Genomic DNA, 26977 nt, shown 5'->3' on the forward strand with positions numbered 1-26977 from the left:
TGAACTGGGTTGACCGACTCGATGCGGGTTCTGGTGACCGGAGCCAGCAAAGGAATCGGCCGGGAAATTCTCCGTCAACTCCACAGCGAGCGCTATCGCGTCGTCGGAATCGCCCGCAGCGCACCGCTCGACCTCGCCGACGGCGAGGAATTCCACACCTGCGACCTGACCGACCACGACGCCACCCGGGCCCTGCTGAAGGAACTGCTCGCCGAGGGCGACTTCTACGGCCTCGTCAACAATGCGGCCATCTACCCGGCCGCCGCTCTGGAAAACACCAGGTTCGACGACGTCCGCGACGCCGTCGAACTCCACCTGATCACCCCGCTGCTCTGCGCCCAGGAATTGATCCCCGGCATGCGGGCGCACGGCGCCGGCCGCATCGTCAACCTCTCCTCCCGCGCCGCGCTCGGCAAAACACACCGCAGCGCCTACAGCGCGTCCAAAGCCGGCGTGATCGGACTGAGCCGCACCTGGGCGCTGGAACTGGCACCCGCCAACATCACCGTCAACGCGATCGCCCCTGGCCCGATCGACACCGCGTCGTTCCTGGCGGCCAGCCCACCCGAACACCCCGACACCCGCGCCCTCGTGGCCACCATCCCTGTGCAGCGCATGGGTCACCCCGAGGAGATCGCCCACGCCGTCAGCTTCCTGCTCCATCCCCGCGCGGGCTTCATCACCGGGCAGACCCTGCACATCGACGGCGGCTTGACCGCCACGACGGCGGGCCGATGACATCAGCCATCCCGCACCACGGAATACAGATAGCAGTCCGATGTGGACGAACAAGTTTCAGAGAAACGACGCTGAGCTAACGATATCCACCGAGAACAGTCCCGCGTACTCGCACCGCCCGGCACACCTCGCCCCCGGCATGGCGGCGGTCCTGATCGCCGGGTTCATGATCACGCTGGACACGACCATCGTGAACCTGGCGGTCCCCGCCATCCGGGCGAACCTGCACGCGGGCGCCGTCGGCGGCCAGTGGGTGGTCAACGGCTACAACCTCGCGATCGCGACCACCCTGATCACCACCGGCGCGATCTGCGACCGGATCGGTGCGCGCCGCGCCTTCGGTGCGGGTCTGGTGCTGTTCGCGGTGGCCTCCGCGGTCTGCGCACTGGCTCCTGCCCTGGGGCTGCTCGTGGCGGCGCGGCTCGTCCAGGGTGCGGGTGCGGCGTTGCTCATGACCGCGGCCTTCGCGCTCGTCGCGGCGCTGCACACCGCGGATCACGCGCGAGCGCGCGCTTTCGCGCTCTGGGCAGCGGTGGTCGGCATCGGCACCGTTCTCGGCCCCTCAGCGGGCGGCGTCTTGGTGGACGCGCTCGGCTGGCGGGCCGTGTTCTGGCTCAACGTGCCGCTCGCCGCGCTCGCCGGCACGGTGCTGCTGTCCTGGGTCCGCCGCACCGGCGGCCAACCGCGGTCGCTGGATCCCGGTGGACAGCTGACCGTGATCATGGCGCTCGCCGGCGCCGCGGTCGCACTGACGATCGCCGGGCAAGGATCGTGGGGCACCGAATTCCTCCTCGCGGCCGCCGTCGCCGGCGCCGGCATCATCGCGCTGATCGTCACCGAGCGACACGTGCGCAACCCCATGCTTCCACCGGGGCTCATGACCTACCGGCCGTTCCTGCTGCCGGTCCTGCTCGGCGGTGTCCTCAGCTTCGGCGTCTACGGGTCGCTGTTCGTGCTGTCGCTGCATTTCCAGCTGGGCCGCGCCTTCACCGCCACCGAAGCCGGATTCGCCCTGCTGCCCTTCGCCGCCACCACCGCCCTGGCGGCCCCGCTCGCCGGGCGGGCCATCGGCCGGCACGGCACCGGCCCGGTGCTGCTGACCGGGCTGATCGTGTGCGCGACGGGGGCCGGTATCGCCGCGGTGACCGCGCCCCTGGCCCCGTACTGGCCCCTCGCCCTCGGCGAAGCCCTGCTCGGGGTGGGGCACGCCCTGGTACAGCCCGCCGTCAACACCGCCACGATGCACGCCACCCCGCCCACCCACATCGGAACCGGCAGCGGCGTGCTGGCCACCGCCCGCCAAACCGGGTCCGTCCTGGGCATCGCGCTCCTCGGCGGCCTCATCACCGACCCCCGCACCATCCCTGCCGGCACCGCAACGGGAATGGCGATCATCGCCGCCCTGTTCACCGCCGGCGCCGTTGGGCACTGGGCGTCCACGCACACCACCGCGACCCAGTCGCCGCCCCCGACACCGACCACAGAGGACAGCGCCATGGCCCGGACCCCCACCTTCGCCGACCCCTACGCAACCCGCGTCACCGCAGCGCGCTACCCCATCCACCGGCCCGACCCGATCGTGTGGGGGTCCGCCGGCGACGGCCCGATCAACGCGGCCACCCTCGCCTCCCACAGCATCAAGGGCTATCACCTCGTCGAGGGACTGCTGTCTCCCGCTGAGGTGCGGGCCTACTGGCGGGAGCTGGTCCGGCTCTCCGGCGACGGCACACTCACGGCCGATGAGCGCGTGGTCATCGAGAAGAGCTCCGGCCAGGTACGGTCGATCTTCGAAGTGCACAAGATCAGCGAGCTGATCGCGGAACTCGTGTGTGACCCCCGGATCCTCGACCGCGCGCGCCAGATCCTCGGTTCGGAGGTCTACCTCCACCAGAGCCGCATCGACTACGTGCCAGGGTTCACCGGCACTGGGTACTACTGGCACTCCGACTTCGAAACCTGGCACGCCGAAGACGGCATGCCCCGGCCCCGCGCCGTCGGCTGCTCTCTCGCCCTGACCGACAACCACCCCTTCAACGGCAGTCTCATGATCATCCCCAGCTCGCAACGCGTCTTCGTGCCCTGCGTCGCCCACGCCACTGCCGACGACCAGGACTCGCCGCAGCACCAGAAGACCGGGGTCCCCAGCCGGCGCGACCTCACCGCACTCGCCGCCGGGTCCGGCATCGACCAGTTCACCGGGCCCCCCGGCTCGGCCCTGTGGTTCGACTCCAATGTCATGCACGGCTCCGGCAACAACATCACCCCCTACCCGCGCTCGAACATCTTCCTCGTGTTCAACAGCGTCGAGAACACGCTGGTCGAGCCCTACGCGGCGAGCGCACCACGACCGAGCTTCATCAGTTCCCGCGACTTCACCCCCCTCGTCCGGTGACCCGCGACCGCACGCACATCATCAGGAGCACCTCATGACAAGCATCTTCGAAAAACTCGAGTCCGAAGTGCGTAGCTACAGCCGCGGCTGGCCGGTCGTGTTCGACCGCGCCGTCGGCAGTCACCTCTACGCCGAGGACGGCACGCCGTACCTGGACTTCTTCGCCGGCGCGGGCGCGCTCAACTACGGGCACAACAACCCCGTGCTGAAGAAAGCCCTGCTGGACTACATCGCCCGCGACGGCGTGACACACGCGCTGGACATGTTCACCGTCGCCAAGCGTGACCTGCTGGAAACGCTCGAGGAGAACATCCTGCGGCCGCGGGAGCTGGACTACAAGGTCATTTTCCCTGGTCCTGGTGGGGCGAACGCGGTGGAAGCGGCGCTGAAGCTGGCGCGGAAGGTGACCGGCAAGGAGTCGGTCATCAACTTCACCAACGCCTTCCACGGCATGACGCTCGGCGCGCTGTCGGTGACCGGTAACTCGATGAAGCGCAGCGGCGCCGGGATCCCGCTGGTGCACGCCACCCCGATGCCCTATGACCAGTACTTCGACGGCGTGTACCCGGACTTCCTGTACTTCGAACGCCTCTTGGACGACTCGGGTAGCGGTCTCAACGAGCCGGCCGCGGTGATCGTGGAGACCGTGCAGGGCGAGGGGGGTATCAACGCGGCGGGGTTCGAGTGGCTGCGCGGCCTGTCGGATCTGTGTCAGCGGCACAACATCCTGCTCATCGTCGACGACGTGCAGATGGGCTGCGGGCGCACCGGCCCGTTCTTCAGCTTCGAGGACGCGGGCATCACACCGGACATGGTGTGTCTGTCCAAGTCGATCGGCGGCTACGGGCTGCCGCTCGCGCTGACGCTGATCAAGCCCGAGTTGGATGTGTGGGAGCCGGGTGAGCACAACGGCACCTTCCGCGGGATCAACCCGGCGTTCGTCACCGCCGCCGAGGCGCTGCGCACCTACTGGAGCGACGACGAACTGGAGAAATCCACCCGCGCCAAGGGCGAACGGGTCGGCGCCGCGCTGCAGAGCATCGCCGAGGCCTACCCCGAGCACGGGCTCACCGCCAAGGGCCGCGGCCTCGCCCGCGGCATCGAATTCCCCAACGGCGAAATCGCCGGAAAGGTGTGCGGGGCCGCGTTCGATCGCGGGCTGCTGATGGAAACCTCCGGCCCGGACAGCGAAGTCGCCAAACTACTACCGCCGCTGACCCTGTCCGAGTCCGAAGTGGACGAAGGCCTCGAAATCATCGACGCCGCAGTGCACTCCACTCTGCCTAAGTGACCCCGCGCGAGCTTGGCCGCCCGAAAGGGAGCCAGGCATTATAGGTAATCCTGATGACACGATCCTGTCGTCGTATTGGACCCCGGCCGGCCCAGCTGTTCTGGTGTCCACATGCCGAGCCGACGAGATCACTGCCACTCACCTGGGAGTGCGACATGCTGACAGTGCGCAGCCTTGACCCACGCGAAGTCAACCTGAGACACCTCGAACCCGCGCTGGCTGTCGCCTACGAAGGACACTTGGACACAGTCATCCTGGAAAAGGCATTCCGAATACTCGGCGAACGCTACCTCTTCCTGCGCAGCTGTATTCGCGACGACGGCGAGTCCCCCACCCTGCACATCCCCACGGATCACTATCCCGAATTCGTCGCACTCGCCGGGTCCTGGGACGATCTGCGCAGCACACTGCGCTACCCCGCACGCATCGAACACGGCGTGTGCCGGCTGATCGTGACCACCGCCGGCCGCTCCGGCCATGTCGCTCTGCAAGTCAACCACTCCATCATGGACGGACGTACCGTCCAGACACTGTTCGCCGAACTCTGGGACCACTACACCGAACTGGCCGAAGGGCACGCGATCGACCCCACGCCGTCCGTCGGCCTGACCCAGCCGCCCACAGCGTTCGTCGACGAGAATTGGCCCACCATCCAAAAACTGCTCGGCACCTCACCGAACCCGTTCGCCGAAAAACGAAACACTCCCGTTATCGGAGAATTCCCCGACGAACGGTGGCTGGTTCTCTCCCCCGAGGACACCGACTCCTTCGTGGCCGCGTCCCGTGGCCTCAAAACCTCGGTGCATGCCCTGGTGTGCGGGTCGATGCTGAATGCCGCACGCCGCCACATTCCCTTGGCGACCCCGGTCCGGATGACGTGCGGATCGATCGTCGACCTCCGTAGCCGCGCAACCCCACCCCTGAGTCCGACCGACACGGCGAACTTCTCCGTGTGGTCCGGGGTCGATGTCGCCGTGGCCCTCGACGAAGACCCGATCTCGATCGGCCGCAACGTCAAACAGGCCCTGGACGCGGCGCTCGGGCCCGGCGGAGGCGAACCGGTTGCGCCCCCCGATGTGCGGGCGGAACGCGACACGGATCAGTTCACGCACCTGCGCACCATCGCCGTCACCAACCCGGGCATCGTGGCCACCTTCGCATCCCCACGGGATCTGTCGTTCACCGCGTTGCACTGGCTCCATTCCGTCGCCAGCCAGTTCCCCGTCAAGTCCGCCCACGCGGTGTACGCCGCCTACACCTTCAACCGGCAGATGACCATCACCGGCATATACCCGCGAGAACACTTCTCCACCGGGGATGTCGACACGATATTCGGCACGCTGCGCGACAACCTTCGTGCGATTTGCACCGCAACGGCGACATATAACCCATAGGTAGTCAGGTCGGGACGGCCCGACTGATCGCCGAGGCCGGGGAACTGGCGGACAACGAAACTCACCACGTCGCGAACTCCGCCGGTAGCACGGCTGCCTGCTTCGCCGTGTCCCTGTCAGGACCGGAGTCGGTCTTGTGCGCTGAATTGGCGGGACAGGTAGCCGAGCCAGTTCTGCCGCAAAGACATTCCCAGCCGCGACTGTGGCGCGAACAGGTCGAAGGCGTGATAGGCGCCGGGGTAGAGGTGCAGTTCCACCGGTACTCCGTGTTGCTGGAGGCGCACCGCGAAGTCGAGGTCCTCGTCGCGGAAGCAGTCGAGTTCGCCGACCGCGATGAACGTCGGCGGAAGGCCGCCGAGGTCCACCGCACGAGCGGGAGCGGAATACGGCGACACATCGTCAGTGCCGTAGCGCTCACCCAGGATCGCCTGCCACGCAAGGATGTTCGTGGCTCGATCCCAGATGCCGACATCGGTGATCTCGTGGGTCGACGCGGTCACGTTGCGATCGTCGATCATCGGGTACAGCAGCGACTGGAACAACGGAGCCCCGGCGGCGCGATCGCGGATCAGCAGGGCCGCGGCCGCTGCGACTCCCCCACCTCCGCTCTGGCCCGCGATGCCGATCCGGGTGTCGTCGAGCCCCAGCCGGCCGGCTTCCCGCCCGACCCATTGGTAGGCCGCGAATCCGTCCTCAGCGGCGCCAGGCGCCGGAGTCTCCGGAGCCAGCCGGTATTCGACCGAGGCGATCGCGCAGCCGATGGCCGCACACAAAGGCTTGAGCCAGGAATCGTCCTGGGCGGCGAAGCCGAGAACCTGCCCACCGCCGTGGAACCACAACAGCACAGGCAGCGGTCCGGTGGCCGCTTGTGGACGGAGCAGGTGGATGAGCACATCGGGCCCATCGGACCGGCCCACCCGGTGTTCCGCCACGTCGACCGCTGCCGACTCGTCTTGGCCTGCCGGCCAGGACTTGAGCGCCTCGCGAGTCGCCGGGATATCGGTCAGGTCGAACAGACCGGCAGGCCCGATGGGCAACGCGTGCAGCACATCGGCCAGCTCGGGATCGAGGGAACGACGGTGATCATTCATCGGTTGTCTCCTGGAGTTGGGTGCGATCAGATCGCGGTCCGGCCGCCGTCGGCGGCAACGATCGCTCCGGTCATGAAGCTCGCGAGGTCGCTCGCCACGAAAGCGACCACGTCGGCGACCTCGGCCGGGTCGGCCGTGCGAGCCATCGGCACGGTTTCCGCAAAGGCGTCCATGCCGTCGTCGCCAATCCCCGCGACCGCCTTCGTCGTGAGCATCGGCCCCGGCGAAACCGCGTTGATCCGTACTTTCCCCGGAGCGAATTCCGCCGCCCAGGCCCTGGTCAGGGATTCCAGCGCGGCTTTCGTCGCGCCATACAGGGCAAGACCGGGCATGCCGATCCCCGCGGCGGTCGACGAGATGTTGACGATGCTGCCACCGCCGTTAGCGGCCATTTTCGGCGCCAGTGCTTGAGTGAGCAGGAAGGGCGCGTGCACATTGACGGCGAACGCTTCCTGATACTCCCGCAAGGACTGGTCGGTGGTGGCGCCGAGGGGCATGCTCGCCGCGTTGTTGACCAGGATGTCGACGAGTCCGACCTCGTCAGCGAGGCGCTGCGCTTCCTTGCCGTTGCTGAGGTCGACCGGCACGAAACGAGCGTCGCCACCGATATCGTCGACGACCTGACCACCGCGCCGCGGATCGCGCCCGGTGACTATCACCTTTGCGCCGCCGGTAGCGAGGGTCTTCGCCACCGCGTGGCCGAGGCCACCGACGGCGCCGGAGCCGGTGACCAGGGCTGTCTTTCCTGTGAAGTCCATTCCTATGTCCTTCGTCGTTCGGCCGGCCTGCGCCGGGCTTGGTGATGGGACCAGGGTCCCATCACCAAGCTAGCACAGTTGATGGGACCCGGGTCCCATCACTACTGTTGTTCTCATGAGCCGATGGCCAGCAGACACCGCAGAGCGCCTGCATGACGCCGCACTGGAGCTCTTCCTCGAACGCGGGTACGAGAACACGTCGGCGGCGGAGATCGCCGAACGAGCGGGCGTGGCGAAGAGCACGTTCTTCCGTCACTTCACCGACAAGCGCGAGGTGTTGTTCGCCGCCGGCCAGGACCTACTCGCCGATCGCAGCGCGAAAGTGATCGCCGGCGCACCGGCCGAGGCGACGACCTTCGACCTGCTCGATGCCGCGCTGCGTGCGATGACGACGGCGTTTGATCAGGAGCGGCGCGCTTGGTACGGACGCCGCCAATTGGTCATCACCCAAAACCACGAGCTGCGCGAACGTGACCTCCTCAAGCGCGAGGCCCTCACCGCGGCCCTCGTCACCGCGCTGCACCAACGTGGACTGGCTTCGCCCGCGGCAGACCTTGCCGCCGAGATCGCCCACCTCGCCTTGCGGACTGCCTACGCGCGCTGGATCGATGGCTCCGTCGACAAACGACTCGACGAGCTGATCAGTGAGACTCTCGCCGACCTCCGGGCGGCCACGGCCGAGTTCGGATGATCGAGCCCGATCCTGCGCCAGCGCCGGATCGCTGAGCGGTCGGAAACAGCTGGCGGAAACGCGACTGATGACTGGGACGGTCATACGTGACGACTCGGCCAAGCTGAGCCAGGTGATCCGGTCCGCAAACAGGGGGCCGGATCAGACCGCATTGGCGCTCGTCGCGTCGCGCTGTAGTGGCCCGCAAACGAATACGACGGAGTCGGCCGCCCACCGACAATGGCTCCGACCGCAACCGTTCCCACCGACATGACCATGATCCCACAGGCGATCACAGTAGACACCCGAGCCCATTTTCGGGCGTGGTTCACCATAACCTCCAACGAAATAACGGTGAATAAGGATGCACACAAACACGGAACCTGGCCGCCGTCCAAGAGCATTTCCACAACGAAAACCCGACGACATCGTGTGGGAGGCACCCGCACGGGGGCACGTCTACCGTACGGCGGCCGACGTCAAGGCCGCGTATCTGGACATCTTCGACACCGTGCACATCACCAAGCTCAAGCTGCTGCGGCAGGTCGCCACCGAGACCACCGTGGTCGCCGGCAAGATGCCCAACCTGCCGTTCCCGGTGGGCACCAAGCTCAACGCAACGCCCGGCTGACCCACCTCTTCGAAATGCGGGGCGGGAAGATCTCCCGCGAGATCGCCTACGAGATCTGGCGGGAAGCCGGCAGCCCCGAGGACCTCGACGACATCCCGGACGCCGTCGAGGTCCTGACGTTCTGAAGGTCGCCGGCTCGGCGTGGAGGTGCGATCGTGAATCACTTTGACGTGGCTGTCGTGGGCTATGGCCCGATCGGTCAGATGCTGGCTCTCCTCCTCGGGGCCCGGGGACACCGCGTCGTTGTGGCGGAGAAGTTCCCCGAGCCCTATGCCATGCCACGGGCAGTCCACGCCGACCACGAGGTGGCCCGCATCCTCCAGCAGGCCGGCGTCCGCCCGGACACGAGTCCGATCATCGGACCGTTCGACAGTATGGTCGAGTTCCGCAACGCGGCTCGCGAAACTCTGCTCGAACTCGACTGGCGCGGCCTGGGCCCGTCCGGGTGGCCGGTGGGCAACTTCTTCTCCCAACCCGAAGGCACGAGGTGACCGGCTACGAAGAGAGGCCGGACGGCGTCGCGCTCACGCTCCGGCCGCACCCGGACGGCTCGGGCAAGGAGCCGCAGACGATCACCGCCGCCTATCTGGTCGGCTGCGATGGCGCGAACAGCACGATCGCCCGGCTCGCGGGACTGACCTCGAACGATCTCGGGTTCTTCTTCGACTGGCTCATTGTGGACGTCGTACCACCGGCCGGCATGACCTTCGATCCGCTGGGTTGGCAACTCTGCGATCGGGCGCGCCCCACGACGTTGACGCCGGCCGGGCCTGGGAAGTGCTGGCCCCTGGGGTTGGACCGAACGGACCTCCACATTGGAGAGACACACTGTTTACCGCTTCCAGGCGCGGTGGGCACAAGAGTGGCGCGCGGGCCGCGCACTCATCGCGGGTGACGCCGCGCACCTGATGCCGCCCTTCGCCGGGCAGGGACTCTGCGCCGGCCTGCGCGACGTGCACAACCTCGCCTGGCGGCTGGACCTGGTCCTGGCCGGGAAAGCCGGTGACACGCTGCTCGACACCTACGGCACTGAACGTGCCGAGCACGTCCGGCACTTCATCGAGCTCTCCATGCGCTTCGGCGAGATCATTTGCCTCACTGATCCCGCGCCACAGTTCCGAGCATCGGCGACCTGGACCGGACGGTCGATGGCGTGCCGCCGGACGTACGACTCCTCCATCGTCGGGATACGTCCGTCGTCATAACGAACGGCCACGTGCCGCAGGGATCTGTACTGCTCCAGCGACAAGGTGTCGCCGACTAGCCGGTTGTCCACCGGCGTGATCACAACCCAATCCGCGGTGAAGAGAGGCGTCACCGGGTGCCGAGTGATCATGTGCTCCTCGATGGTCAGGAGCAGATCGATAGTGCCTTCGTCGAGTTCGGTCGCGTACTCGGCCTGGTAGGGGCGGACGCGCACGCTGATGCCCGGATGGCCGGCCACGCTGCCGAGCACGGACGGCATCAGGACCCGCGCGGCGAAGTCGCTCATCATCACCGAGAAGCAGCGCTCGGCCGTTGCCGGATCGAAGGCTTCCGGCGCCAATTGGTCGACCTGCGCGAGCAACTGGCGAACCTGGTGGAGCAGGTCCTCGCCGCGAGCCGTGCGACGCATGCTTCGGCCGTCGTCCAGCGGGATCAGCAGGTTCAGGTCCCAGTTCCGGGCTTTCGTCACCGAGCCACCTCCACAGTGGACGCGTGGGCCACTGCTAGACCAAGCCGAGCTCGCGCGCCCGCACTCCGGCTTGAAACCGTGACTCGGCACCCAATGCGGTCATCAGCTCGGCGACCCGGCGGCGGTAGGTCCGCACGCTCAGACCGAGCGTCCGGGCGGCGGCCTCGTCTTTGACCCCCTGGCTCAGCAGATCCAGTCAGCGGGCGCGAGGTGACGGATTTCGGAGACTTGTGCGTCGTAGACGGTGAGGTCGGTCGCCGACCGCCAGGCGGTTTCGAACAGCGACATCACTCCCTGGATGGTTTCGGGCTGGGTGATGACGCTGTAGCTGCGCTGGCTGGCATTGAGACTGCCGGCCAAGATCGCGATCCGATTGTCGATCACGATCGTCTCGTTGATTTCCTTGGCGGAGACACGAATCTGCGCCCCGAGACGGTCACGGAGGCTCACCAGTTCCCGCGCCGACACCGAATCGAGCAACAAGCCGGATCGGTAGATCTTGCGGATGCGCACGTCGCCCGCCCTTCGCGCCACCGCTGCCACGAGTTCGTCCTGCCTGGAGCCGGTCACCCAGGTCGCGAAGTCGTTGGCAGCGCACGCGAGGTCGGTCATGGTCGCGAACAGGTGTCCCACGCGGTGGAACAGTTCCTCCTCACTCCGCACGACCGTGACTCTGTCGATCTCACCCACCCGCATTGCATCGATGCTATCCGCGGCGGCACGACCGTTGACGGCGTGGCAGGTTGTTGCCAATCCCGGCCGGCCAGCACGACGCCACGCTGGTGGCATGACGAGTAACCAAAGCAGCGCACCAAACGCCGCCGCCGCGGGCACCTGGCAACTCGGTGACCGCACTGTCAACCGCATCGGCTTCGGCTCAATGCGGTTGACCGGCATGCCTTCGGACGAGAAGCCCAAGGACCGCGACGAGGCGATCACCGTCCTGCGCCGCGCCGTCGAACTCGGCGTCAACCACATCGACACCGCGGCCTTCTACTTCACGCCCACTCGCTCGGCGAACGAGTTGATCAGCACGGCGCTTCAGCCCTACGCCGACAACCTGGTCATCACCACGAAGGTCGGACCAGGCCGTACCCGCGACGGTGAGTTCGAGTACGCGCGCCCCGATCAGCTGCGGGGCCAGGTCGAGGAGAACATCCGGCAGCTCGGCCTCGACCACCTCGACGTCGCCAACCTGCGCTGGGGCGCTTGGATGGACAAGGACACCAGCTCGATCGCCGAGCACTTCGGCGCGCTCGCGGACCTGCGCGAGGCAGGACTGATCCGCCACCTCGGCATCTCCAACATCGTGGCGGAACAGCTGACCGAGGCGACGGCGATCGCACCCGTGGTCTGCGTGCAGAACCGATACGCCCTGACCGATCGCGCGGACGATGCCCTGGTCGACCGGTGCGCCGAACACGGCATCGCGTTCGTCCCCTTCTTTGCCGTCGCAACCTCGATTCCCGGCGCCACCCCGCTCGGTGGGCGCGACGTGACGGGCCAGGCCGAGGTCGCCAAGGTCGCCGAGGCACACGGCGCGACCCCGGCACAGGTCCGCCTCGCCTGGACCCTGCACCGCGGCAACCACGTTCTCGCCATCCCCGGAACCGGCAACTCCGGACACCTGGAGGAGAACATCGCGGCAGGCCGCCTCCGGCTCAGCAGCGACGAGCTGGACCTGCTCGATGGCATCGCCCCCGCCTCGACGCCGCAGAGCCGGCCGTGAGCACACGAAGGGACAACACCATGACCGACACAGTCCTGCCGACCTATTCACTGACCGAGCGCGACCGTCGCTGGACCCTGGCGCGGACATTCATGGAGCAGGAAGGGCTCGACGCACTGCTCGTCGTGGGAGAGCACGAAGATTCAGGCGCGGGATCACTGTATGTCGACACCTGGTTCACGAACGACCGGGCGGGGTGCACCGTCGTTTTCCCGCGTGAGGGCGAACCGGTGATGCTGGTCCCGATCGGGACCTACCTCACCTGCCACATGGACGCCGCCAACAAAGGCGAGCAGCAGTGGCTTCCACCGGAGAACCTCCGCATCGGTCACGACTCGGGCGCGATCACGGCCACGCTCAACGAGTTCGGGCTCGCGGGCGGAACCATCGGCGTTGTCGGGCTCGAGCCGTTCGGCCCGTTCCACCCCGAAGGTCTCGTGAACTACCCACTCTGGAACACCATTCTGCAGCGGTTCCCGGACGCCACGTTCGAACCGGTCACGCCGGGTATCTCGCGGCTGCTGGCCCTGCTGAGCGAGGAAGAGATCACGGTCGTGCGCCATTCGGCGCGCATCGGCGACGCCATGGCACAGGCCATGGTCGAAACAGCCCGTCCCGGCGTCCCGTCCTCGAGAGCGAGGTTTACGCGGCCGGTATGGGCGTGGCACACCGACGCGGCACGGTCGTCCCAGGAATGCATTTCTGCACCGGGCCACATCCGCTGGGCTGGGGACCACCGGTCTGGGCTTCTCGCACGCAGGCCCCGCGAGTCATTCAGGACGGCGACATCGTGATCGCGGAGGTGTTCTGCCTGTTCGGCATGCACCAAACACAGCACCAAGTCACCATCGCCGTCGGTGACGTGCACGAGGACGTCGAACGCGCCGCCGGCGTCGCGCGCGCGTCCTACGACGCGGGGCTGAAAGGATTGCGTGCGAACCGGAAATTCGACGAAGTCGGCGAAGAGATGCTCGAACCGGTGCTCGCCGCCGGCGGCTGGATGCGTGGCCCGCAGATCCATGGACTGAACCCGCTCGTCCCGATTGCCCGCATCCCGATGAACTTCGGCCAGCTCGACCACATCGAACGCTACCCGGACCTGCCGGGCAGCGTGCCGGCGGTCGACAGTGACATGATCCCCGAGCCAGGCATGACCTTCGCGTTCGAGCCCAGCTGTGGATTCGGGAACCGCGCGGTCACCATCGGCGGTACGGTCATCGTCGGCGACGACGGCCCAGCCGAACTCAACCCCTACACCGCCCAACTCCTCCGGGCGGGTTGACGGTCGTGGCACACCGCGCCGACAAGTCTGAATGGAAAATCATGCGACGGCGCGGTGCGAGCTGCGCTCGACCCTTGCGGCGGTATCGAGGGTCTGCGGCGCGCCGCCGGTTGGACCAGTACTTGGTCTAGACCAATGCGGCGGCGCATGCCAGAGCACGGAATGGCTCAATGTGGCCAGGGGGCGGTGCCACCGTCGACGCCGAGGGTCATGCCGGTCACATAACTCGCCCGGTCGCTGAGGAGCCAGGCGGCGGCTTCGGCGATCTCCTCCGGCTGCCCAGGGCGGCCCAGGGCGGCCAGCGAGCTCAGACGCTCGACGATGCCCGGGTCGCGTTGCTGCCAGGCGACCATCATCTCGGTCATCGTGGCGCCGGGCGCGATGGCGTTGACACGGACACCGTCGCGGCCGTATTCGGCCGCGGCGGCGCGGCTCAGGGCAATGACGGCGGCCTTCGTCGCCCCGTACACGCTCTGCCCGGCAGCGCCGAAGGTACCGCCGATGCTGCTGATGTTGACGATCGAGCCACCGGTGGCGCCGTCCGCGGTCATCGCCCGCAGCTCGGCGCGCATCGCCAGCCACACGCCCTTGAAGTTGGTCCCGAGGACGGCGTCGAAGGTCTCGTCGCTGACCTCGGCGAGGCGGCCGCCGCCCTGGGTGCGGCCGGCGTTGTTCAGTGCGCCGTCGAGGTGTCCCCACCTCTCGACCGCGGCCGCGATGGCTCGCTCCAGTTCGTCGGCATCAGTGGTGTCGGCCTGGACGGCGAGGACGTTGCCTCCGTTCGCGGTCACGCTCTCGGCGACGCGGTCGAGTTCGGTCTTGCGGCGGGCGGTGATGACGACGTTCGCGCCTTCGCGGGCGAACAGGTACGCGGCGGACTCGCCGATGCCGGTTGAGGCGCCGGTGATGAGGATGGTCTTACCGGTCAGCAGGTCGTTCATGGATGTTGCTCCTAAGAGAGGAATCGAAAAGGGTCAGTCAGGTGCTCCGCCCGCGACGAGCGCTTGGATGAGCGCGTCGCGGACGACGGCGGATGTCGCGTCGTTGTCACTGCTGTCGGGGTTCGCGGCGACGGCATGGGCGACACCGCGGAGGGCGGCGCGCAGCGCGTCCGTCGCCAGCGCGGCGGTGATCCCAGGCCGGAGGGCGCCTGCTCGCTCGATTTCGTCGAAACCGGCACGCAGCAGCGCGCCGCTTTGTTCGACTTGGCTCGGCAGCGGGCCCGACGTCGGGTACATCGCCGGGTAGAGAAGCGGGTAGGCGAGCGCGAACGCGATGTGCGCGTCCCATCCCGCGGCGACGCGGGCGCGTGGGTCCGCGCTGTCCGTCGAGGTACTGGTGTCCTTGCGGTGGAAGTACTCCTCGAACGCGGCATCGACGACCGCGCGGACCAGTCCCGACCGGTCACCGAAGTGGTAATACAGCGACGGAGCCTGCACACCCGCGGCGGCGCAGACCGCACGCGTGGACACCGCGTCGACACCGTCGCGGGTGGCGATCTCGAAGGCAGCGGCGAGCAGTCGCCCGCGGGCGTCACTGGCTGTGTTCTGTAGCATCGCTACAAATATAGCACCGCTATAGGCGCTCCGGGCAAATCGAGCATCCGTGATTCACCGCCGAGGGGATGTCGTCCGGCGGCACCCTTCGAGCGTTCGTACCGGTCCCACGGCGACCGCGACGCCTTCGCCCCGTTCGCTGGAGAACAACGTCACGAACCGCGGCATGGTGGGCCGCGCCATCTCCTGGAAGAACCCGGTGTCCGGATGCGCCGGCGCCGCCGAGCTCCAGGGTGATCTTCCGTTAGTGAGCGGGAACCGCACCGTAGCGGAGGCCGTCGAGGAGCAGGCCGACCATGCGGGAGGCGGTGTCCGCGTCACTCCCGGGGAAGGGAACACAGAGGTTGGCGATCGCGCCGAGGATGTCGAGCGGCTCGACGCCGGAGCGGATCGCGCCGGCTCGGGCCGCGTTGTCCAGGAGTGCGCCGAGGACCGGACCAGCGTGCGAGTGGAAGTACTCCGGGAGCGCGGCGTAGGCAGGGTCCCCGGAGTGCAGTGCGGCGGCGAGGCCGCGCTTGGTCTGCAGGAACTCCCGGTACCGCTGCACCCATAGCTCCAGCGCCTCGCCGGGCTCGTGCTGTTCGGCGATGGGCGCGGCGGCGGCCACGCATTCGTCGATCTCGTGCCGGAACACGGCGGAAATCAGGTCGGAGCGCAGCGGGAAGTGCCGATAGAGGGTCGCCGTCCCCACGCCGGCACGCGCGGCGATCGCGCGCACGTTCACATCGACGCCCTCGGCCGCGAACTCCTCTCGCGCGGCACTCAGCAGCGCGTCGATGTTGCGCTGGGCGTCCACTCGGGGCATCGGATGCCTCCTCGTCGATGGCGGTTTACTAAGTGGGACACTGTCCCATATAGTTAATCGGGACGTTGTCCCGATTAGTCATCGTACGGCACCCGATCGGCTGCCGGCAAAGGAGACCACCATGCAGTACCGCACCCTCGGAGACACCGGCATCCAGGTCAGCCCCTACGCGCTGGGCGCCATGATGTTCGGCGCGATCGGCAACCCCGACCACGAGGAGTCGATCCGCATCATGCACACGGCGTTCGACGCCGGGATCAATTTCATCGACACCGCCGACGTCTACTCCCACGGCGAGTCCGAGGAGATCGTCGGGAAGGCGATCAAGGGACGCCGCGATCAGCTCGTGATCGCCACGAAATTCGGGATGCCGATGGGTGAGGACCCGAACCGGCGCGGCGGGTCCCGCCGCTGGATCACGACCGCCGTCGAAGACTCGTTGCGGCGGCTCGGCACCGACTACATCGATCTCTACCAGATGCACCGGCCGGACCCGACGACCGACCCGGGCGAGACGCTCTCGGCGCTGACCGATCTGGTCCGGGCCGGCAAGATCCGCGCCTTCGGCACCTCGACGCTTCCCGCGTCCGAAATCGTTGAGGCGCAATGGATCGCCGAGCGCCGCGGCCTGGAGCCGCTGCGCACCGAGCAGCCCACCTACTCGATCCTGAACCGCGGCATCGAGCGCGAGGTGCTCCCCGTCGCGCAGCGGCACGGCATGGGCGTGCTCGTCTGGAGCCCGCTGGCCCAGGGCATGCTCACCGGGCGGGTGCGCAAGGGACAGACCACCGACCTGCGCCGTGCACAGCTCTTCACGCACATCAGCGACGAGCGCCGCATCGACGTCGTCGAGCAGCTCATCCCGCTCGCGGAACAGGCCGGCATCAAGCTCACGCACCTGGCCATCGCCTTCGCGATCGCCCACCCGGGCGTCACTTCGGCCATCCTCGGCCCCCGCACGATGGAGCACCTGGCGGACTACCTCGCCGGAGCCGATCTCGTGCTCAGCGACGAACTGCTCGATCAGATCGACGCGATCGTCCCGCCCGGAACCGACATCGGCCAGCTCGACATGTCCTACAACCCCCCGGCGATCACCGACTCCCGGCTCCGCCGCCGCGAACTGGCAAGCCGGCCCGCCGCCTGACGACCACGAATGAGAGAAAGGCCGAACCACTATGGCTTCCATGGTTCCCAGTGCGCCGGAGGCCGAGCTATCCGCTGATCGCCCCGGCCGCACAAGGCTTCCCGGCGTCGTGTACCTGCTCGGTGCCGTCGCGTTCCTGATGGGGACGTCGGAGATGATCATCTCCGGTCTGCTCCCGGAGGTCGCCGACGGCCTGCGCGTCACGGACGGCAACGCCGGACTGCTGATCACCGCCTTCGCGGCCGGCATGATCATCGGCGCTCCGGTCATGTCGATGGCCACCTTGCGACTGGCCCCTGGCGCCACCCTGGTGATCGCCCTCCTCGTGTTCGCGGCAGGGCACGCCGTCGCCGCGTTCAACGACAACTACGCCGTGTGGCTGATCGCGCGATTCTTCTCCGGAGCGGTCACGGGCACCTTCTGGGCAGTCGGTGCGGTACTCGCGGCCGCCGCCGCGGGCCGGGCCGCGAGCGTGCGGGCGACCGCGATCATCGCCGGCGGGCTGACCCTCGCGAACGTGCTCGGGGTTCCGATCGGCACCGCACTCGGCCAGTGGCTCGGCTGGCGCGCCCCATTCTGGGGCCTCGCGGCACTGGCGGTCGCGGCTGCCGCCGTCCTCGCCGTGACCCTGCCGGCGGCCGCGCGCGGCACCGCGAGCACGCTGGCGGCCGAGATTTCCTCGCTGCGCAAGGCCCGCCTTTGGCTGATCTACCTCGGGGCGGTGCTACTTCCCGCGTCCTTCGTCTGCGTGTACGGCTACATCGCGCCGCTGCTCACCGACCGGGCCGGCCTCGCCGCCCCAGCGGTGCCGCTCGTGATGTTCGGCTACGGCCTGGCCGGCGTCCTCGGCGCCGTCTTCGGCGGCAGGTTCGGCGACCGCGGGCCATTCCGGGTGGCGATCCCCTCCGTCATCCTGATCGCCGTCATCCTCGCCGCGCTCACCCTCTGGGGCGCCAGCACGATCGCCGCGATCGTGCTGTTCGTCCTGCTCGGCGGCGTCGCCATGGTCGCGCAGCCGATCCTTATCGCAACGGCCGGTCAGGTCACCGCGCCGACGAACACCCTCGCCATCGCGCTGACCGTCTCCAGCCTCAACGTCGGCATCGCCCTCGGCTCCTGGTCAGGCGGATTGATGCTCAGCTCGCCCCTGGGCTTCCGCGGGCCCTCTCTGCTCGGCACCGGAGTCGCGGTGCTCGCCGCCGTCGCACTCGCCGCCGCGGCTGCGAGTGCGAAGCGTTCAGCACCATCGGGCTGATCCCGATCGTGCTGCCCCGATGCCCAGCCACGTCCGCGCCTCAGGGCCCAGCAGACGGTGCGCCTTGCGGAGCACTCGTGCTTCGTCCTGTTCGGACAGTGGTGCGGCGCCCGGTGCATCGTCCACAGTGGACCATTCGTCGATACCCGTTCCCTTGACGCGGACGGTCGCGCCCCACTGTGCGGGACAGCGGGCATCCAGCCGCGGGTCCTGACACAGGCGGACACGCGGACCGGTCACGGGTTTCCCACCGCCCGCGTCCCGGTACCACGCCGGGTCGTGGTCGCGTCCCGCCGACGCTCCGGCGACCGCGACCACCGCGCTCGCCGCGGCGTCCGCCGGGCTCTCCGGTTCGCGCCGCAGGTTGACGATGCGGGCGGCAGCCGCCGGCAGGGACAACTCGACGTCGGTCGCCTCGGCCAGCGGGACCCCACGGTCCCGCAAGACGCCCAGCGCGGCGAGCGCGGCCTGCAGTGGCCGGGCGCACGGCCAGAACTTGAACGCCACCTCCGCCAAGTGGGACCCCGGCCGGCCGGTGGGCTGAGCGGCCCGGCCGAGCGCGGCCGCCGCTGGTTCGTCGAGCAGCCGGGTGCTGGTGGTCATCCCCGCCTGAGCTTCGAAGGCGGCCCGGACTCCGCGGGCGGCGGCACGGCCGAGCATCAGGTAGTGCGAGTCACCGAAGCGGTCGGCGGCCAGGAGCCCGCCGAGCGGCGCCGCGGCCAGTGCGACCGCAGCGGCGGTTTGGCCGGCGTCGAGGTCCAGCAGTGTGGCGGCCGCCATGGCCGAGCCCATCGCCCCGAAAACCGCGCTGGGCCACCATCCCCGCGCGTACAGCCCGGAACCACCGAAGCTCAGTGCGGCCTCGATGAGCACGTCGTATCCCCGCACCACGGCCTCGATCAGCCGCGCGCCGGGGACGTCGAGCTCGGCGCCCAATGCCAGCGCGGCAGGCACCACCAGTGCGCCGGGGCACACCCCGGCCGCGGGATGCAGCACGTCGAATTCGTCCGCGTGCGCCAGGGTCGCGTCCGCTTCGATCGTCTCCAGCAATGTGTGGCCTGGCAGGATCCGGGCGAGCTTGGCCGCGAGCGGATGTTCGCGCCCCGCCGCCAGCACCGCGACCGTGTCGAGCACCTGCAACTCCGCCAGCCGCCGGATCGCCTGGGTGAGCGGCACTTCTCGCGCTCTGGTGACCAGCGCGGCGACCACACTCATCGTCAACTCCCGTTGAGCAAAGGGAGAACCCGCCGGCCGAACGACGTCAGCAGCTCACCGGGCAGCGAATACGACCCCGGGTGCTGGAGGAACACCGCGTTCGCGCCCGCGTCCGCGAGTTCGGCGATCCGCTTCGCGATGTCACCCGGGGTGCCAACGAGACAGAAGTGCTGCGCGAAAGCAAGAGCGTCCGCGTCGCTGACATAGGGGTCGCAGACTTCGATGGCGCGTTCCCAGTCCTCGGCGTGCACGAGGTCCGGGTAGACACCCTCCAGCCGGTCGGGCAGGTCCACGTCGATACCTGCGGTGGCCAGTGCCGCCCGGCCGCCACCCTGCGCGATTCCGCCGCAGATCGGCTTGAGCGTTCGCGCCGCGGCTGCCACGTCGTCGGTGACCACGCAGAAGGTGGACACGGTCACCGGCGGAGTGGCCCGGTCCCCCCGTTCCGCCCCCGCGGCGAGGCGTTCCACGCCCGCCCGCACAAGGCGCGGGGACGCGCCGCAGAGCAGGATCGCGCCGTCGCCGATCTCGCCCGCCAGCTCCAGGTTCGCGGGCCCCGTCGCGGCGATGTGGACCTCCACCCCGGGCGCCGGGTCGCGCATCCGCGAACGCACGCCGGCGAACCCGGTCGTGCGCCCGGCGAGCAGGTCGCGGATGTCCGCGATCCCCCGCCGCAGTTCGGCACGGGTACTGGGTCGCAGGCCGACCGGTGCGACCGAGCTGTTGCCGATCCCGAGGCCCAGCACGAACCGTCCGGGTGCGATCTCGGCGACGGTGCGGGCTGCCGAGGCGATCACCGAGGGGTGGCGGGTGGCGACGTTCGTGACCGCGGTGCCGATGCGCACGGACCGGGTGGCGAGCGAGGCGGCGGTGGCTGTGGCGAACACGTCGCGCCACAGCAGCTGGGAGTCGGGCAGCCAGACGTCGTCGAAGCCGAGTTCCTCGGCCTGCCGAGCCGCCGCGGCCAGCTCGGGTACCGGACGGCAAGGCGGCAGGCGCACGCCGATCCGGACCGACCGGCTCACCGCGTCTCCGCCAGGAAACCGAGGGCCAGCTCGTTGAACCGGGCCGCGTGCTCGTGCTGCGGCCAGTGTCCGCATTCGGGGAAGATCTCCAGCCGCGACCCGGGAATCGACTCGTTCATCCGGTGCGCCTCCGGCACGTCGCCGAACGGGTTCTGCGCGCCCCACACGATCAGTGTGGGGGCCTTGATGCGGCCCATCTGCTCGGCGGTCAGCAGGTCCGGCACGCGGTTTTCCAGCTGCTGCAAGCAAAGCAGGTGGTCGATGTTGGCCACGAACGCGGGCCGGTGGTAGATCGAGTGACGCACGTCGACGAGTTCCTCGGACACGTCGGCCGGATCGTGCATGAGCAGGTGCAGCCGTTTCTTCGTCAGCTCGCGGTCGTCGGTCTCGACGGCGGCACGCGTACTCGTGCGGATACGCGCCATGACCTCGGGGTTGGCGACGGTGCCGCCCGGTGCGACGAGGATCAGCTTCCCGACCCGGCCGGGGTGGTCGGCGGCGAGCCGCCCCGCGACCCAGCCACCGAGTGACTCGCCGACGAAGTGCGCGGTGCCGATGTCGTGGGCGTCGAGGTAGTCCAGGATGTGCCGGACGTAGCCGGGGATGCGCTGGTCGCTGCCCGGGCTGCCGGTGAGCCCGTGCCCGAGCATGTCGACCGCGTGCACCGAGTAGCGGCGGGCGAACGCGGGAACGTTGCGGATGAACGCCTCCAGGTGCCCGCTGGTCCCGTGCAGGAACACCACGGCCTCACCGTCTTCGGGTCCGGCGACCAGAGACCTGGTCGGGATGCCCCCGATGTCGTTGTACCGCAACGCGTAGCCCGTGCCCATCAGCTGGGTCCACAAGGTCATGAGGTCGCCTCCGTGAGATCGTCGGTGTGCGGGTACAGGGTGGCCACGCCCATGCCGGTGAGCCACTGCTCGATCGGCGCGTAGGCGAGGGTCCGGCCGGAGCCGGCGCCCACGGCGGCGGCCATCGCGACCCAGGACCGGATCTCCTGGGCGCCGTTGCCCGCGTCGGCCTCGATGCGTTCGGCGGTGTGGTCGAGGATCGGCGACACGTCGCCCTTTTCGATGAGGCCCAGGAACCATCGGTCGAAGTCCGGGCTGATGTCCGGCTCGGCGGCGCGGATGATCTGCCGGCGCCGTACCTCGTACTCCGACCAGGAGACCCGGCCGTTGAGCCACGCCTCGACGAGGAACCGGTCGTCGTCGGAGAAGGCGGCGAACCACTTCGGCCACGGCAGCCGGTGGGACAGCCCACCGGAGGCGATGACCGCGACCCGCTTGGCCTCGCCGTCGCCGCGGACGGCCCGGGCGATCGCCCGGCCGAGCTCGAAGCAGCGGCGCAGGGAAGGCAGCGGCGGCGCGAACATGTTGATCACGACGGGCACGACCGGGATTTCGAGCGCGGGCACCAGGTACTGCAGCGCGTGCGTGATGCCGTGGTCCACGGTGAGCCGCAACGAGAACGCGGGATCGAACCCGCTCGCCACCGCGGTGTCCACAATGGAGCGCGCCAGGTTCGGGTCGGCAGGCAGGCTGCCTTCCGGGGTTCCGGCTTCCCCCGCGCCGAGGACCTCACCGACACCGACGGTGAAGGCGGGCATCAGGTCCAGGAACATGCCACGGAAATGGTTGGAGCCGATGACGATCACGGCGTCGGGCCGGGCTGCGGCGAGTTCGTCGCGCGCGATCGCCAGGCCGTCGCGGAAGCGGTGCGCGTCGGCGAGGTCGTCGACCTCGTCCCAGTGGGTGTTCATCAGGGTGCTGTGCGAGGCGCCGACGCCGAGCACGATCTCGCTCATGAGCGGTTCCTTCCGGCGAGGTGGACGACGGTGTGGATGAGATGCCGCGCGAGCCGGTCCGCTTCGCGCAGGTCGACGACGTTCATCCCGGCCGGGAAGTCCAGCGGGATCGGTGCGTCGGGGCCGATGCGGTCCATCCCGACGCGCGCGGTCGGCAGCCCGCGGTTACGCAGGATGTTCGCGTCGGTGGCACCGCTGTTGGCCACGATCGGCTGGTGCGGCCTGCCTTCGAGGTGTTCCCACGCCTCGACCGCCGCTCGCACGACGGGCGCCCCGGGATCGGTGTGCGTGCCCGGAATCGCCAGCCGCATCGACCAGTCCAGCTCGATTTCGGGGTGCCGCTTCAGGATCTCGCGGATCGCTTCGCCGAACTCGCGGCGCACGGAGGCCGGGGTGCCGCGGGGGCTGGTGCGCAGGTCGACCTGGAACCGGCACAGTGCCGGTGTCACCGACGCCAGGCGCGGCCAGCCGGACTCGATGGCGGACACGATTCCTTGCGGGGCAACGAGTCCATCGGTGTGCTTTTCGGCGTAGCGCGGAAACCAGTCCTCCAGCTCCCGCACGACGATCGCGGCCGCGTCGATCGGGTTGCGGTAAGGTATCCGGTGCCTGCTGCCGACGTAGCCGAAGGTGCCGCGCACGCGCACCTCGAACCAGCACAACCCGACCTCCTCCCAGGCGACCGCCCAGCCGGGCTTGGCGATGATCGCGTGATCGGCCCAAACCCCTTGCTCCAGCATGAAAGAACAGCCGACGCCCTGACCGGTGTTACGCCGGGTGCGGCCGCCGATGAGCCTCCCGTCAGTGGGCATGCCGCCCGCCCCGAGCCCCACGATGACGTCGCCGCCGAGCGGGATTCCGGCCTTGGCCAGGGCTTCGGCCGCCGCGATCACCGCGGCGCCGTGTCCTTTGGGGTTGCTCGCGCCCAATCCGAGAACGTGGTGCCCGCTGACGATTGCCTCGGGCTTCATGTCGTTGCGCAGTTCGGGCCCGATCCAGGGCACGTCTTCACTCGCGTCGCCAACGGTCAGCGTGTCGATCGGCGCGTACAACAACACGTCATCGCCGTTGCCCTCGCCCGGGAGCCGGCCGATGGCGCTGGCCTGCCGTTCGTCGATCCACTGGGTTTCGGCCGCGAGTCCCGCGTCGCGCAGGGTCCCGGTCAGCCACTCGGCCAGCGGCGCTTCGTCCCCGGTCGGGCTCGGGATACCGACCATCCCGACGACGAGGTCCCGCAGCCGCTCCTCGCTCAGCTGCGCGCAGGCGGCGTCGATCGCGGTGTCCGCGGTCATGGCCTGCGCTCCGGGTCGACGACCAGAACGGTGGTGGCCCGGCCCGCGCGCGCCAGCATTTTGCCGGCGGGTTTGCGGAACACCCAGCCGGCGGCCAGCACCGCCAGCGCCCCGGCTGTCACGATCTTCTTCACTGTTCTCCTCCGTGCGCGATGTCCAGGAACGTGGTGATGAACGCCGCGACCTCGCCGGGGCGTTCGGACTGCGGATGGTGCGCGGTGCCGCCGAGCACGACGGCGTCGGCCCGGGGCAGCAGGCCACGCAGGGAAACCGCGCGCTCGGGGGAGCCGAACGGGTCGTCGCTCCCCCACACGAACAGGACCGGCGCGGCCACGCGCGGCAGGTACTCGACGACGCTGTCCGGTGTGCCGCGGCGGGCAGGATCGCCGGCGACGGCCAGACTCGCGGCCGTGATGCTGGCGCGGTAACGCTTTTCGACCAGCTCACCCGGAATCCGCGTCGGGTCGTGCCATTCCAGCGTCGCCATCAGCTCACGCATCGCCTCGGGATTCGGGTCCGCGTAATACTTTTCCCGCGCTCGCGCGCCGACCGGAGTTCCGCCGCCCTCGCCGAATTCCTGGGCTCCGATCAGGACGATCCGCCGGACCAGCCCGGGTTCGGTCGCGGCGAGGTGCAGGGACACCGGTCCGCCCAGCGATTGCCCGACGAGATGCGCCGCGGTGATGCCGAGCGCGGCGAGAAGCCGCCACAGCGCCGCCGCCATCGACGCATAACGCGGGCCCGCGGCGACCGGGAGAGCCGACCCGCCATAGCCGGGCAGGTCGACCAGCAGCACCGGCCGGTCCCCGAGGCGCTCGGCGACGGCGCCGAAGTCCGCGAGCGCGTGACAGCCCGGGCCGCCGCCGTGCGTGATGACCGTGACCGGCCCGGGCCGGGTCCAGTCGCCACGGCGGTGATGGCACAGGAACGCGTCACTGCCCGGCACGGCGCACCGTGGGTTGCACTTCGAGTCCGCCGCGTTCGATGTGGCGTCGCCACGCGGTGAGCGACAGGTCGGGACGGTAGAGCTTCTCGGGCGGCGCGTCCATGACGTCGACCATCCACGCGTCCTGCGCGGTGAACTGGCCGTGGAAGAGCCAGCGCATCGCCGCGAGGTACTTGAGCTTGAACAGTTCCGCCTTCAGGCCGCGTTCGAAGCGCACCATCAGTTGCACGTACCGCACGTGGTCCTCGTCCACCGGGACGTACCACTCGTAGTGGATGAACTGCGGGTAGGCCACCCGCAGCAGGCCCGGCAGCCGGATCGACACGAAACCGGGCAGGTCCAGGCTCTCGATGACCGGGTTGACCCGGCCGGCCTTGCCGGGCCGGTCCGGCAGCGGGATCCGTTTCCACCAGCGCCTGTTGGTGAAGGTACCCACGCCGGGGAACTCGGCCTCCCAGTGGATCTCGTCCTGTACCCGGATCAGCCACTGTCCTTTTTCGACGATCCGGGTCTTGTTCCACGCCGGCATGACCTTGAACAGCCGCCACAGCGCGGTGTTGTGCAGGTACTTGGCGTGCCCCTCGTCGAACCCGTTCTCCGCCGCGAACCGCCAGTTGCCGTCCCGGATGTCGGTACGGCCGCCGAGTACGAGCGCGTTGCCGGTCAGTTCTTCGGGAATGTCGCGATCGACGGGCGGCGGCTCCTCGCCGTCGGCGAGGTCGCCGAGGTAGACCCAGATCAGGCCCAGCCGTTCGGCCACCGGGTAGGTCGCGACCCTGACCCGGCCACAGATCGGCGAGTCGGGGCCGTCGGTGATGACCGCGTTGAGCCTGCCGTCGGCGAGCCCGTAGGTCCAGCCGTGGTACGGGCAGCTGATCGTGCCAGGGAACTGGCGGCGGCCCAGGGAAAGCGGCACCCCGCGATGCGGGCATCGGTCGTGCAGGCCGTGCACCACGTCACCGTCGCGCACGAGCACGATCCGCTCGCCCAGCACCGTGACCGGCACCGGCTTGGTGCCGACCTGGTGCGCCCACAGGGTCGGGTACCAGAAGTTGCGGAAGCCCAGCGCCGCCGCGTCGTAGGTCGGCCAGCTGGACCAGTCCTGGCCGCCCTGCACCGGCGGGCCGCTCACCGAGTCGGTCGTCACCCCGGCGCGCGGTGCGGCCGGACGCCGCCGGGGCCGGCGCGGCGCGACGTCCGGTTCGGCCGTGGTGGGGTTGTCAGGCATCGGGTTTCCTTCCGCTCACAGATCGAGCACGAGTTCCGGGGACGCGGCGCGGGACACGCACACCATGATCGAGTCGGTGTCCGCGGGATTCAGCACGGCGTCACGGTGTTCGGGACTGCCCTTGAGGACGCGGGTCTGGCAGCTGCCGCACACGCCGTCCCGGCACGCGCTCGGCACGGAAACCCCGGCCGCGTCGAGACAGTCCATGATGGACTGTCCTGATGGGACGGTCACGGTGACGTCGGCGCGGTCACAGACCACGACGAACTCCCGTTCCGCCGCCAGCTCGCTCGCACTCGGTGTCCTGGCCTGGAAACGTTCGACGTGCAGCGCCCCGCCGGGCCAGCCGGCGGCCGCCTTCTCCACAGCCGCGAGCAAGGGTTCCGGGCCACAGCAATAGATCGCCGTGTCGTCGCGGACTTCGCCGAGCGCCGCGGCCAGGTCGATGACCCCGCGTTCGTCCTGGGGCACCAGGCATACGGCGTCCCCGTACCGCGCCAGCTCAGCCGTGAAGGCCATCGACGCGGCGGTGCGCCCGCCGTAGGTGAGCGACCACCGGGCGCCTCGTGCGGCGGCGTGCCGGATCATCGGCAGCAGCGGGGTGATCCCGATGCCGCCGGCGACGAACACGTACTCGGCGGCATCGACCAGAGCGAAATGGTTGCGAGGTCCGCCCACCTCGACCAGATCGCCGGGACGCAGTACAGAGTGCACATAGGACGAACCACCGCGCGAATCCGGTTCGAGCAGCACGCCGAGGCGGTACTCGCGACGGTTCGCCGGATCACCGCACAGCGAGTACTGCCGGACCAGCTCGCCGAGCCACAGATCGACATGCGCGCCGGGCTCCCACTCCGGGAGCAGCCGCCCCGCCGGGTCGGCCAGCGTCAGGGACAGCACTCCCTCGGATTCCTTGCGCAGCGCCCGTATTTCCAGTTCGAGGACACCGTCCGGATCGACCGTGGTCGTCATGCCCCACCTCCGTTCGTACAATGTACGGTACGAGATACCAGTAGCATTGGCAAGGATTTTTCGAAGGGATGATCGCCT

29 protein-coding genes and 3 pseudogenes are annotated in these 26977 nt (G+C 68.9%); 16 read left to right on the forward strand and 16 right to left on the reverse strand.

The window, feature by feature from the left end:
- Window positions 1–9: 9 nt before the first annotated feature.
- The 5 genes and pseudogenes from LOZ83_RS00685 to LOZ83_RS00705 all read left to right on the forward strand — a co-directional run bounded on the left by LOZ83_RS00685 (window position 10) and on the right by LOZ83_RS00705 (window position 5815).
- A complete protein-coding gene (locus LOZ83_RS00685) occupies window positions 10–738 on the forward strand; it encodes an SDR family NAD(P)-dependent oxidoreductase (RefSeq protein ID WP_236787816.1) in 729 nt (242 codons plus the stop codon).
- 139 nt (window positions 739–877) lie between these two features.
- Window positions 878–2203 (forward strand): annotated as a pseudogene (locus LOZ83_RS00690) (MFS transporter); the annotation flags it as partial.
- A gap of 30 nt (window positions 2204–2233) precedes the next feature.
- A complete protein-coding gene (gene thpD, locus LOZ83_RS00695; RefSeq protein ID WP_236789391.1) occupies window positions 2234–3130 on the forward strand; it encodes an ectoine hydroxylase in 897 nt (298 codons plus the stop codon).
- 34 nt (window positions 3131–3164) lie between these two features.
- A complete protein-coding gene (gene ectB / locus LOZ83_RS00700; RefSeq protein ID WP_236787818.1) occupies window positions 3165–4421 on the forward strand; it encodes a diaminobutyrate--2-oxoglutarate transaminase in 1257 nt (418 codons plus the stop codon).
- 155 nt (window positions 4422–4576) lie between these two features.
- The gene (locus LOZ83_RS00705; protein WP_236787820.1) at window positions 4577–5815 is read left to right on the forward strand and encodes a hypothetical protein; all 1239 of its coding nucleotides are present in this window, start codon (window positions 4577–4579) and stop codon (window positions 5813–5815) included.
- 116 nt (window positions 5816–5931) lie between these two features.
- Here the strand turns inward: LOZ83_RS00705 and LOZ83_RS00710 are convergent, their stop codons facing one another.
- Window positions 5932–6906 carry an alpha/beta hydrolase gene (locus LOZ83_RS00710; protein WP_236787822.1) on the reverse strand — a complete coding sequence of 325 codons (975 nt, stop codon included), beginning with the start codon at window positions 6904–6906 and terminating at the stop codon, window positions 5932–5934.
- A gap of 26 nt (window positions 6907–6932) precedes the next feature.
- Entirely contained in the window at window positions 6933–7664 is a 732-nt protein-coding gene (locus tag LOZ83_RS00715) for an SDR family NAD(P)-dependent oxidoreductase (protein WP_255822258.1), read from the reverse strand.
- A 115-nt stretch (window positions 7665–7779) separates the two neighbouring features.
- Here LOZ83_RS00715 and LOZ83_RS00720 point away from each other — a divergent pair, with 115 nt between their 5' ends.
- The 6 genes and pseudogenes from LOZ83_RS00720 to LOZ83_RS40335 all read left to right on the forward strand — a co-directional run.
- The gene (locus LOZ83_RS00720; RefSeq protein WP_236787827.1) at window positions 7780–8355 is read left to right on the forward strand and encodes a TetR/AcrR family transcriptional regulator; all 576 of its coding nucleotides are present in this window, start codon (window positions 7780–7782) and stop codon (window positions 8353–8355) included.
- A 343-nt stretch (window positions 8356–8698) separates the two neighbouring features.
- Entirely contained in the window at window positions 8699–8965 is a 267-nt protein-coding gene (locus tag LOZ83_RS00725) for a hypothetical protein (protein ID WP_236787829.1), read from the forward strand.
- A gap of 14 nt (window positions 8966–8979) precedes the next feature.
- A complete protein-coding gene (locus LOZ83_RS40680) occupies window positions 8980–9090 on the forward strand; it encodes a DUF2934 domain-containing protein (RefSeq protein WP_236787830.1) in 111 nt (36 codons plus the stop codon).
- A 30-nt stretch (window positions 9091–9120) separates the two neighbouring features.
- Window positions 9121–9456 (forward strand): FAD-dependent monooxygenase, encoded by a 336-nt coding sequence (locus tag LOZ83_RS00735; RefSeq protein WP_308190176.1) that lies wholly within the window; start codon window positions 9121–9123, stop codon window positions 9454–9456.
- Complete coding sequence (locus LOZ83_RS00740) at window positions 9453–9860, forward strand: FAD-dependent monooxygenase (protein ID WP_236787832.1); 408 nt, start codon at window positions 9453–9455, stop codon at window positions 9858–9860. The genes LOZ83_RS00735 and LOZ83_RS00740 overlap by 4 nt, the downstream gene beginning before the upstream one ends.
- A pseudogene (locus LOZ83_RS40335) lies at window positions 9829–9969 on the forward strand (FAD-dependent monooxygenase); the annotation flags it as partial. The gene LOZ83_RS00740 and the pseudogene LOZ83_RS40335, both read left to right, overlap by 32 nt.
- A 17-nt stretch (window positions 9970–9986) precedes the next feature.
- On the opposite strand, the gene LOZ83_RS40340 reads toward LOZ83_RS40335, so the two are convergent.
- Together LOZ83_RS40340 and LOZ83_RS00755 are read right to left on the reverse strand one after the other, a co-directional pair.
- Window positions 9987–10640 (reverse strand): LysR substrate-binding domain-containing protein, encoded by a 654-nt coding sequence (locus LOZ83_RS40340; RefSeq protein ID WP_236787834.1) that lies wholly within the window; start codon window positions 10638–10640, stop codon window positions 9987–9989.
- Window positions 10641–10674: 34 nt separating this feature from the next.
- Window positions 10675–11336: pseudogene (locus LOZ83_RS00755) on the reverse strand (DNA-binding response regulator).
- Window positions 11337–11427: 91 nt separating this feature from the next.
- Here LOZ83_RS00755 and LOZ83_RS00760 point away from each other — a divergent pair.
- The 3 genes from LOZ83_RS00760 to LOZ83_RS00770 are packed head-to-tail and all read left to right on the forward strand — an operon-like array spanning window position 11428 to window position 13651.
- Window positions 11428–12369: an oxidoreductase gene (locus LOZ83_RS00760; RefSeq protein ID WP_236787836.1), complete on the forward strand. Its 942-nt coding sequence runs from the start codon at window positions 11428–11430 to the stop codon at window positions 12367–12369.
- A gap of 20 nt (window positions 12370–12389) precedes the next feature.
- Window positions 12390–13163 carry a hypothetical protein gene (locus LOZ83_RS00765; RefSeq protein ID WP_236787838.1) on the forward strand — a complete coding sequence of 258 codons (774 nt, stop codon included), beginning with the start codon at window positions 12390–12392 and terminating at the stop codon, window positions 13161–13163.
- Window positions 13160–13651 (forward strand): M24 family metallopeptidase, encoded by a 492-nt coding sequence (locus tag LOZ83_RS00770; protein WP_236787839.1) that lies wholly within the window; start codon window positions 13160–13162, stop codon window positions 13649–13651. Before LOZ83_RS00765 ends, LOZ83_RS00770 begins: the two co-directional genes overlap by 4 nt.
- A gap of 167 nt (window positions 13652–13818) precedes the next feature.
- On the opposite strand, the gene LOZ83_RS00775 is transcribed toward LOZ83_RS00770, so the two are convergent.
- The 3 genes from LOZ83_RS00775 to LOZ83_RS00785 form a co-directional block, all read right to left on the reverse strand.
- Window positions 13819–14592 carry an SDR family NAD(P)-dependent oxidoreductase gene (locus tag LOZ83_RS00775; RefSeq protein WP_236787840.1) on the reverse strand — a complete coding sequence of 258 codons (774 nt, stop codon included), beginning with the start codon at window positions 14590–14592 and terminating at the stop codon, window positions 13819–13821.
- Window positions 14593–14625: 33 nt separating this feature from the next.
- Window positions 14626–15207 carry a TetR/AcrR family transcriptional regulator gene (locus LOZ83_RS00780; protein ID WP_236787841.1) on the reverse strand — a complete coding sequence of 194 codons (582 nt, stop codon included), beginning with the start codon at window positions 15205–15207 and terminating at the stop codon, window positions 14626–14628.
- Window positions 15208–15451: 244 nt separating this feature from the next.
- Window positions 15452–16012, reverse strand: a complete 561-nt coding sequence (locus LOZ83_RS00785) for a TetR/AcrR family transcriptional regulator (protein WP_236787842.1) — start codon at window positions 16010–16012, stop codon at window positions 15452–15454.
- Window positions 16013–16133: 121 nt separating this feature from the next.
- Between LOZ83_RS00785 and LOZ83_RS00790 the strand changes: the two genes are divergently transcribed.
- Together LOZ83_RS00790 and LOZ83_RS00795 are read left to right on the forward strand one after the other, a co-directional pair.
- Window positions 16134–17159 (forward strand): aldo/keto reductase, encoded by a 1026-nt coding sequence (locus tag LOZ83_RS00790; RefSeq protein ID WP_236787843.1) that lies wholly within the window; start codon window positions 16134–16136, stop codon window positions 17157–17159.
- Window positions 17160–17199: 40 nt separating this feature from the next.
- Entirely contained in the window at window positions 17200–18414 is a 1215-nt protein-coding gene (locus LOZ83_RS00795) for an MFS transporter (protein WP_236787844.1), read from the forward strand.
- Here the strand turns inward: LOZ83_RS00795 and LOZ83_RS00800 are convergent.
- From LOZ83_RS00800 to LOZ83_RS00840, 9 genes are read right to left on the reverse strand one after another with little or no spacing between them, the layout of a single operon-like run.
- Window positions 18397–19629, reverse strand: coding sequence for an MmgE/PrpD family protein (locus tag LOZ83_RS00800; protein WP_236787846.1), 1233 nt, complete (start codon window positions 19627–19629; stop codon window positions 18397–18399). The two genes, LOZ83_RS00795 and LOZ83_RS00800, sit on opposite strands and share 18 nt — an antisense overlap.
- 2 nt (window positions 19630–19631) lie before the next feature.
- Window positions 19632–20654: an LLM class flavin-dependent oxidoreductase gene (locus LOZ83_RS00805; RefSeq protein ID WP_236787848.1), complete on the reverse strand. Its 1023-nt coding sequence runs from the start codon at window positions 20652–20654 to the stop codon at window positions 19632–19634.
- Window positions 20651–21505, reverse strand: coding sequence for an alpha/beta fold hydrolase (locus LOZ83_RS00810; protein WP_236787850.1), 855 nt, complete (start codon window positions 21503–21505; stop codon window positions 20651–20653). The genes LOZ83_RS00805 and LOZ83_RS00810 overlap by 4 nt, the downstream gene beginning before the upstream one ends.
- Entirely contained in the window at window positions 21502–22461 is a 960-nt protein-coding gene (locus LOZ83_RS00815; protein WP_236787852.1) for a hypothetical protein, read from the reverse strand. Before LOZ83_RS00815 ends, LOZ83_RS00810 begins: the two co-directional genes overlap by 4 nt.
- Window positions 22458–23753, reverse strand: a complete 1296-nt coding sequence (locus LOZ83_RS00820; RefSeq protein ID WP_236787854.1) for a M20 family metallopeptidase — start codon at window positions 23751–23753, stop codon at window positions 22458–22460. Before LOZ83_RS00820 ends, LOZ83_RS00815 begins: the two co-directional genes overlap by 4 nt.
- Window positions 23750–23887, reverse strand: coding sequence for a hypothetical protein (locus LOZ83_RS00825; protein ID WP_236787855.1), 138 nt, complete (start codon window positions 23885–23887; stop codon window positions 23750–23752). The genes LOZ83_RS00820 and LOZ83_RS00825 overlap by 4 nt, the downstream gene beginning before the upstream one ends.
- Window positions 23884–24699 carry an alpha/beta fold hydrolase gene (locus LOZ83_RS00830; protein WP_236787856.1) on the reverse strand — a complete coding sequence of 272 codons (816 nt, stop codon included), beginning with the start codon at window positions 24697–24699 and terminating at the stop codon, window positions 23884–23886. Before LOZ83_RS00830 ends, LOZ83_RS00825 begins: the two co-directional genes overlap by 4 nt.
- Entirely contained in the window at window positions 24686–25927 is a 1242-nt protein-coding gene (locus tag LOZ83_RS00835) for a Rieske 2Fe-2S domain-containing protein (protein WP_236787857.1), read from the reverse strand. The genes LOZ83_RS00830 and LOZ83_RS00835 overlap by 14 nt, the downstream gene beginning before the upstream one ends.
- A gap of 15 nt (window positions 25928–25942) precedes the next feature.
- Window positions 25943–26899: a PDR/VanB family oxidoreductase gene (locus tag LOZ83_RS00840; protein WP_236787858.1), complete on the reverse strand. Its 957-nt coding sequence runs from the start codon at window positions 26897–26899 to the stop codon at window positions 25943–25945.
- Window positions 26900–26977 lie beyond the last annotated feature (78 nt).

This window comes from Amycolatopsis sp. GM8, from assembly GCF_021653975.1.
Lineage (GTDB): Bacteria > Actinomycetota > Actinomycetes > Mycobacteriales > Pseudonocardiaceae > Amycolatopsis_E.